Raw genomic sequence first — 7,948 nt, 5'->3', positions numbered from 1 at the left:
TCGAGGTGGGTGTCCAGCGTCAGAAAAGCGCTGTGCGGCGCCGGCGCCGCCGTGGCCGCACTGGCCAGCAGCAGCGCCGGCAGTAACAGCGCCTTCACTTGCCGCCCTCCACCGGTTTCAGATCGAGATCGTGATAATCCCAACTGAAATCGGCGATCGGGTTGGCGGGCTTCATGGTCACGCCGGTCACCTTGCCATTGTCGTCGATGGCAAAGGTGATGATGGCCTTTTCCAGGCTCTTGTCGTCGAAATCGGTGATGAAGCTGTTGTAGGCCCAGTGGGTCAGGCGGCCGGCCATGTTGGGTGACGAGGTGAAATCGACCGTCAGCCCCCTGGCGTCCGAATCCACGACCACGTCGCCGTACCAGGCATCGCGATAGCGGCCGGCATAACGATCGGCCGGCAGCGCCGCCGCCTTGGTGTCACCGGCTTGCTTGCCCGCCTGCATGGCGGCCAGAGCCTGGCGCCCGCCTTCCAGTCGCGACTGGTACCAGCTTTCCCATTTGTCGATCCAGCCATTGTCGGGCAGGCCCAGATAATGGTCGATCATGCGGTAAGTCAGGCCGAGCAGCAGGCCACTGTCCTCGCTGTTCATCATGATCGTGAAGCCGACATTCTTTTCGGGGATCAGCACGACGCGGGTGATCGATCCGAGCACGCCGCCACCGTGGCTGATGAGCTTGTGGCCGCGATAATCCTGCACCTGCCAGCCCAGCGCATAGGATTGGTAGGTCGGCTGGGCCAGTTTCAGGCTTTCGGGCAGCTGCGGCAGCGGCATGACGGTCACCGGCTTCCACATCTCGGCGTGCTGCGCCTTGCTGAACAGCGCTTTCCCGTCAGGCAGGGCACCACCGTTCAGCTGGATCTTCAGCCAGGCCGCTTCATCGTTGGCGCTGAAGGTAAGGCCGCCGGCCGGCGCGGCGTTGCGGCCCAGTTCGTCGCGCTCGTCGAGCAGCTGGATCGGGCCCAGCCCGCGCAACGGGCCCGACAGGCGCGCATGCGGGTAAGAGCGGTTGGCCACGGTAAAGCGTTCCGGGCTGTCGGTGGTGGCGGTGTTCATGCCGCCGGCGCGCAGCACGCGCGTTCGCACGAAATCCTCCCAGCGCTGGCCGGTCACCTCCTCGATCAGTTGGCCGGCCACGGCATAGAGCACGTTGTCGTAGGCATAGGCCGAGCGGAAGCTGGTGCGCGGCTTCAGATAGGCCACGCGCTCCACTGTCTGCCGCCGTGTGAGGCGGGTGCGCGGCACCATCATGAGGTCGCCCTGGCCCAACCCGAGCCCACTGCGGTGGACCAGCAGGTCACGGATCGTCATCTCCCGCGTCACCCAGGGGTCGTACATGCGGAACCAGGGCATGTGTTTGATCACCGGATCATCCCAGCGGATACGGCCCTCGTCGACGAGAATGGCGAGCGCCGCTGCCGTGACCGCCTTGCCGGTGGAGCCGGTCTGGAAGGTGGTATCGGCATCAACCGGCGATGTGCTGCCCACTTGGCGCACACCCCATCCCTTGGCCATCGTCGTCTTGCCATTTTCAACGATGGCGATGGCGACACCGGGTGTGCCGACCTTCTGACGCAGGGCTTCCACCTCCTTCTCGAACCCGGCCGGCGGCGCAGCGTTGGCCGGCAGGGCCGCGACCGAGAGCAGCAACAGGGCGGCAGTTTTCAGGCGCATCATGGCAGGGCCTCCAATTTCGGGCTGGGGCGGGTGGTGAGCAGGCGGTAGACGCCGATGGTGAGCAGCGGAACGAGATAGACGGCCAGGAACAGCCAGGCGAGGAAGCGATAGCCCTGGGCAATGAGATCGACGAGGCCGACCTCCACCGCCACCAGCATGCAGCCGGTCAGGATCACGCCGCCGCTCAGCACGCGGCCGCCAAGCCCCGGCGCGGCGCGACCGCGCGTTACCAGCGCGCCGGCGATGCGTTCGTTGATGGCGTGCACCGCGCCAACGCCGCTTTCCCACAGCGCGGCAAAGATCATCACCTGGAACAACAGGCCCAGCCACGGCAGCGCGATGGCATTCAGCAGCACTTCGGATGGCAGCGCCGCCGCGCCGATGGCGGGGTAGAAGGCCAGCATCGCCGTGAAGAACAGCAGTGCCGGCAGCATCGCCAGCGGCCCGGCGATGGCCCCGGCAATCAGCGCCTCGCGCCGGTTGCCGAGGTGGCGCAGCACGGGCAGCACCACGACCGCGCCAACGATGTTGTAGGCCGCATAGGTGACGCCGCCGCCGATCCAGCCGGGCAGAACCGCCGGCTGGGTGGCAAGGCCGGTTTCAATGCGCCCACCCAGGCGGAAAAAAGCGATCAGGATGAAGATGATATAGGTCGCGTAGATCAGGAAGCTGGCATAGCGGAACAGTGCTTCCACCGCCGCTTCACCGGGTGCCGTCGCCAACAGGATGGCGGCGGCCAGCAGCACGGTGCCGGCCACGGGCGGCCAGCCGAAGGTGGCCGCGCCGATGGCACCTGCCGCCGCGCCGAACACGGCGAGGATCAGCACCACGAAGATCAGGTAGGCGATCTCGAACAGCGGCCACGCCGGGCCGAGCAGTTTCTGGAAGAAGCTGCGGTAATCCAGAGCCTGCCAGTGGTGGGCCAGCGCGAAGCTGATGGCGGCCACCAGGCTCCAGATCAACATCGCCAGCCCCATCGCCAGCAGGCCGCCCCACGGCCCGGCTGGCACGAAGAATTCCGCCAGCTCGCGCCCGGTGGCGTAACCGCCGCCGATGATCACCGCCTTCAGGGCAAAACCCGGCAGCAGGTAGCGCTGGAACCAACTGCCCCGCTTTGCCTGGCCGCTGCTGGTCATGCCAGGCAGGCGTCCACCAGCGCCTCGAACGCGGTGCCACCACGAATGGGATCGGCGACAGGCAGGCCAAGGCGCGCTGCTTCTGCGGCCATCAGCGCGTCGGCGGCCGCTGCGCCCATGGCGACGGTGTTGAGGCTGACCCCGGCGCAGCGGATGGCCGGATTGGTGCGCCGTCCGAGCCGGATGGTCATGTCGATCACCTCCTCGATGGCCGGCAGCGCATAGCCATCCAGGCCCAGCATGTGGGTGCGGGTGGGATCATGGCAAACCACGAACACATCGGGCTGGCTGCCGTGCAGCAGGCCAAGCGAGACCGCGGCATAGGCCGGGTTGAACAGCGAGCCCTGGCCTTCAACCACGTCCCAGTGATCGGACGCGGCATCGGGGCTGAGGATCTCGGCAGCGCCGGCTTCGAAATCGGAGACCACGGCGTCCATCGGGATGCCGCCACCGGCGATCAATATGCCGGTCTGCCCGCTGGCCCGGAAATCGGCGCTGAGGCCGCGCGCCACGAACGCGCGATGCAACGCCAGTGCGGTGTATTTCTTGCCCAGCGCACAATCGGTGCCCACGGTGAGCAGCCGCTTGCCGCTGCGCTTGCGCCCGGTACCGATCGGGATGCCTGCCGGCGGCGTGCGCACGTTGATCAGGCGGCGGCCGGTGCGCTGGGCCGCTTCGGCCAGTTCTGGGATCGCTTCCAGCCGCGCGTGCATGCCGCTGATGATGTCGAGCCCGGCCTCCAGTGCGGCCACCAGGGCACCCACCCAGGACGGCGGGATGAAACCGCCCTGATTGGCAACGCCGATGACGATGGCGCGGGCACCGGCAGCATGGGCGGCGGCGGCGTCCATCTGCGGCAACCCCGCGCTGACCTTGCAGCCCGGCAGACCCAGTTCGGCGACACAGCGATCGCGCGCCCAATCAACCAACCCGAACGCTGTCTTGGCATAGCCCGGTTCGGTGGTGTCGCCCAGAAAGAGCAGGTAGGGTTGTGGCAGGGCGAGGCCTTCGACCAGGCGTCCCATGGCATTCATGGCGTCTTCTCCTGCCGCAGCGGCCAGCTTCGATTTGAACCGCAGGGTATCGTCCTGATTGGAAAAAAGTCAACCTGATTGGGATAAGTCGGCAAATTCCCAGATGGCAGGCGAACAGTCGATATGGCCGTTGGCATAGGTGACTGATGGGGTGCGATCGCGGGCCAGAAAGGTGGGGCCATCAAGATCGACGACATCGCAAAATTGCCCGACGATAAAGCTGGGTGCCATCGCGAGGCTGGTGCCCATCATGTTGCCGACCATGACGCCCAGGCCGAGCTCGCGGGCGCGGCGGGCGATGGCCAGCGCCTCCGTGAGCCCGCCACATTTATCCAGCTTGATGTTCACCAGGTCGAACCGGCCGGCCAAGGCGTCGGTATCGGCCAGCGACAGCGCGCTTTCGTCGGCCACGAACGGCAAGGGCCGCACCAGCCCATCCAGCGCCGCCTCGTCACCGCGGCGCAACGGCTGTTCCAGTTGCGCAACGTAGTGCGCCATCAGCACCGGCAGCAATTGTTCCAGGCCGGCGCGATCATAGCCCTGATTGGCATCGACGCCGATCCACGCCTCCGGCCGGGCAGCGCGGATGGTGGCGACCCGGGCCGTGTCCAACACCAGGTCGCCGGTCAGCTTCACCTTCACCGGCGCCAGCGGATCTAATTTCAGCGCGGCGGCGGCCATCACGCCGGGCGCATCAGCGCCCAGCGTCAGGGTGGAGAGCAGCGGCCGTGGCGGATCAAGCCCGGCCAATTGCCACACTGGCGTGCCGCTTTGCCGGGCTTCCAGCGCCCACAACGCGCAATCAAGCGCGTTGCGGGCACCGCCCGGCGGCAACAGCGCCTGCAATTCGGCCCGACTGGCGCCAGCTTCGATGGGAGCCCATACGCGTTCCGCTTCGGCCAGCATGTGGGCAGCGTCGTCACCCAGGTAATAGACGCCCGCCGCCTCACCACGCCCGACATGGCCGCCCTCGCCGATTTCGGCCAGCAACACGGCCGTTTCGGCAAACACATGCCCGGCGATGCGGAATGGCTGGTGATAGGGAAAATGCTCTATCACCAGTTTCAGGGAGCGTTGACTGGCCATCAATACACCAACCCGAAGCCATAGAGGTTGAAGGCCATTGTGACCCACACACAGAGCAAGCCCGAAGCCAGCAGCAGCACCGCGCCGAGCCGCATCGTCCAGCGCCGCTGCTGCCGCAGGCACAGCAGCAGGTGCCAGCCAGCGGCCAGTACCAGGCCAAGGCTGGCCAATGGCGTGAGCACGCGCAGCGACTGGATCAGCCAATCGAGCGGGCCGCCGACGCTGCCGATATCGGCCGTGAACGCCGCGACGAAGCCGAGCCAGCCACCAACGGCCACAATCACACCCCAGGCCGCCAGCCGCGACAGCCGCCACGCGGTGAGCGCGCTGCCCTTGAGCGGGAAGGTCGCGCCGAAGTGCCGGCGCACCAGCGCCCGCACCGGCCAGCCCAACGCCGCCAGTGCGATCAGCAACACGGCGACACCCAGCGCCGGCAGCAGCCAGGCCGCATTGGTGCCCACCGGCGCCGGTCGATAGACAGTGAATGGCGACAGCGCATCGGTGCTCATCCGCACCACTTGACCATCCTGCACTTCAGCCGCCAGCCGGTCGCCGCTGTTGCGATCCACCCACACGAACGGCGCGGTTTCCACCCATTCCGGCTTGCCGGCATTCATGCCATCAAGCGCCGGCAGGGTGATGCGCCCATCTTCGTCCACAACGATCTTGGCCTGGCTCAACAGTCCGAACAGGCTGAGGAAATTGGTGAAGCTGCCGCGGCTGCCGACATAATTGCCGGCCAGAAGGGCCGCGTGGGACCGCGCCGTCGCTGCATCGACCTGGGCCGTCACCGGCTTGCCCGGCAGATAGCGATCCGTGAAGCCGTGGAACAAGGCCGTGCGGACTGACGCGGCCGCACCGGCCGAACCACCGCTGTTTACCGAGATGTACACGCCGACATCGGCATCCGGGAACAGCCACAGATAGGAATGGAACAGGGTGGTATCGCCGCCATGGCCAATGGCGCGATGACCGTTGACCCATTGTTCGTAGAAGCCCAGCGCCATGCGGTTGAGCGGCCCCAGACCGGGTGCCGCAAAATCATGCATCTGGCTTGCGGTCTCCGGCTTCATCAGGCCGGCACCGTTATTGAGATGGGCGGTCATGAAACGGCCCATGTCGGCACCACTGGACGACAGGCTGCCGGCGGGCCAGGGCAGTACCTGCTCGAACGGCTGCGGCTTGTTTGACTTGTCGTTGTAACCCTTCGACATGAGCGGCTGCAGCCCGGCCGGCAGCGGCTGGCGGAAGCTCGACCGGCTCATGCCAAGCGGCGTGAACTGGTGGTTTTCGATATGGGCTTCCAGCGGCTCCCCGCTCACCCGCTGCACGATATAGCCGGCCAGCGCGGTGGCATAGTTGGAATAGGCGGGCGTGGTGCCGGGCGCGAACACCCGTTGCGGCAGCGCGCGCTTCATCAGATCGCCCAGCGGCAGCACTGCCTTGGGATCATTGGTGATCAGGTGGCGCACTGATTCCTCGAACCCGGCGGTGTGCGTCATGATCTGGCGCAGAGTGATCGGCTTGCCGTCGAGCGGCGGGATGGTGAAATCCAGATAGGCGTTGACGTCGCGATCAAGGTCGAGCTTGCCGGCTTCGACCTCCTGCATCACCGCTGTCCAGGTGAACAGCTTGGAAACCGAGCCGGGGCGGAACAGGGTGGCATCGGGATCGACTGGTGAGCGCTTGGCCTGATCGGAAAAGCCATAGCCCTTGGCCAGCAACGGGCCATTGCCGCGCACCACCACCACCACGGCACCGGGAATATTCCCCTTGGCCAGCGCATAGGGCATGAAGCCGTCCAGCCACGCCTCCAGGTCGCGGGCGTCGATGGCCGGAGGGACAGTCGGAGACGCGGTTCCGGGTGCTGGCGCCGTTGCGGTCTGGGGTGCTGGCGCCGGCGCGGCCTGGGCTGTCAGCGGCGTTGCCAGCACGGCAAGCGCTGCCACCAACCCCTTCAGCAGCATTCGCATCGGCCCTTCACTCCTATTTTACGCACCGGCGTGTCGGTGGAACTTGCAGCGGCGAGCGCAAACCCTTACCAATCGGGGAGAAGCATGCCGCTCTGATTGGAAATAATGAGCCTGATTGGAAAATTGTCAAACGGCGTTTGGGGGTGCAGGTGAGCGATCAGTCAACACCTCCAACGCTGGGGGCCGTGATGCGGGGCATTAGGTCCCGCAACGGCTGGACCTTGAAGGAAATGAGCGATCGATGCGGTATTCCGGTATCGACCCTTTCCAAGGTGGAACATGATAGGCTGACGTTGTCTTACGACAAACTTCAGCAGCTCAGCCGCCGGCTCAAGATCCGCATGTCCGACTTGTTCGCCGATGGCGCAGACGAAACGGTCCCGCGTGTGACTGGCCGACGCAGCATCGGCTCGCTCGATCGGGCCGTAAGGGTTGTCACCGACAATTACGACTACAGCTATTTGTGCACCGATCTGCGTCGCAAGCGCATGATCCCCATTCTCACCCGCATCCGTGCGCACAGCGCCAGCGAGTTCGGCGATCTGGTGCGGCACCAGGGCGAAGAGTTCATCTATGTCCTCGAAGGCCGGATCGAGGTGCACTCCGAATTCTATGATCCGGTGCTGCTTGAAACCGGCCAGGGCATCTATCTCGATTCCTCAATGGGCCACGCCTATGTCGTCGGCGAAGGTTGCCAGGAGGCGCTCGTGCTGGGCGTTTGCTCGAGCGCCGACGAGAACCTGATGGACTCACTGATGAGCCTGCACGGCTGAGGGGCCGTCTGCAACTCAATGCCGACCCGTAGACCGGACTTTGGCGCTTGTCCGAATTGGACGCGAAGCGATGGTCGGCATGTCTGCGGCAGCTTTTGATCTGCCAATCCGCAATGGGCCGCCTTCCTCTACCCGCGCCAACGAATGGCAGCTGTCCCGCTTTTGCGTTCTGCTGCGGTCGTTCCGCTTTGATGAAGGGTTTCGGGCGCCACTTGGCGTACGAAAGCCTCCCATGCAGGAACCCGCGGCCCGAGCGAGCGATCTA

At 65.7% G+C, this 7,948-nt stretch carries 6 protein-coding genes; 1 reads left to right on the top strand and 5 read right to left on the bottom strand.

Translation table 11 applies throughout. The annotated features are described in order from the left end of the window. Positions 1-94: 94 nt before the first annotated feature. The 5 genes from RT662_RS07180 to RT662_RS07160 all read right to left on the bottom strand — a co-directional run bounded on the left by RT662_RS07180 (position 95) and on the right by RT662_RS07160 (position 6,910). Complete coding sequence (locus tag RT662_RS07180; RefSeq protein WP_313670026.1) at positions 95-1,681, bottom strand: serine hydrolase; 1,587 nt, start codon at positions 1,679-1,681, stop codon at positions 95-97. Next, entirely contained in the window at positions 1,678-2,817 is a 1,140-nt protein-coding gene (locus tag RT662_RS07175) for a hypothetical protein (protein WP_313670025.1), read from the bottom strand. The genes RT662_RS07180 and RT662_RS07175 overlap by 4 nt, the downstream gene beginning before the upstream one ends. Beyond that, positions 2,814-3,851, bottom strand: coding sequence for a DUF1611 domain-containing protein (locus tag RT662_RS07170; protein WP_313670024.1), 1,038 nt, complete (start codon positions 3,849-3,851; stop codon positions 2,814-2,816). The genes RT662_RS07175 and RT662_RS07170 overlap by 4 nt, the downstream gene beginning before the upstream one ends. A 69-nt stretch (positions 3,852-3,920) precedes the next feature. Next, positions 3,921-4,937 carry a dipeptide epimerase gene (locus RT662_RS07165; protein ID WP_313670023.1) on the bottom strand — a complete coding sequence of 339 codons (1,017 nt, stop codon included), beginning with the start codon at positions 4,935-4,937 and terminating at the stop codon, positions 3,921-3,923. Then, the gene (locus tag RT662_RS07160; RefSeq protein ID WP_313670022.1) at positions 4,937-6,910 is read right to left on the bottom strand and encodes a serine hydrolase domain-containing protein; all 1,974 of its coding nucleotides are present in this window, start codon (positions 6,908-6,910) and stop codon (positions 4,937-4,939) included. The genes RT662_RS07165 and RT662_RS07160 overlap by 1 nt, the downstream gene beginning before the upstream one ends. A gap of 230 nt (positions 6,911-7,140) precedes the next feature. Between RT662_RS07160 and RT662_RS07155 the strand changes: the two genes are divergently transcribed. Beyond that, positions 7,141-7,683, top strand: a complete 543-nt coding sequence (locus RT662_RS07155; protein ID WP_313670027.1) for an XRE family transcriptional regulator — start codon at positions 7,141-7,143, stop codon at positions 7,681-7,683. Positions 7,684-7,948 lie beyond the last annotated feature (265 nt).

Source organism: Sandarakinorhabdus sp. (assembly GCF_032115815.1).
In the GTDB taxonomy this organism is placed as follows: domain Bacteria; phylum Pseudomonadota; class Alphaproteobacteria; order Sphingomonadales; family Sphingomonadaceae; genus Sandarakinorhabdus.
Note: the sequence above shows the minus strand (reverse complement) of the source record. Positions and strands in the feature narration are given on the sequence as shown.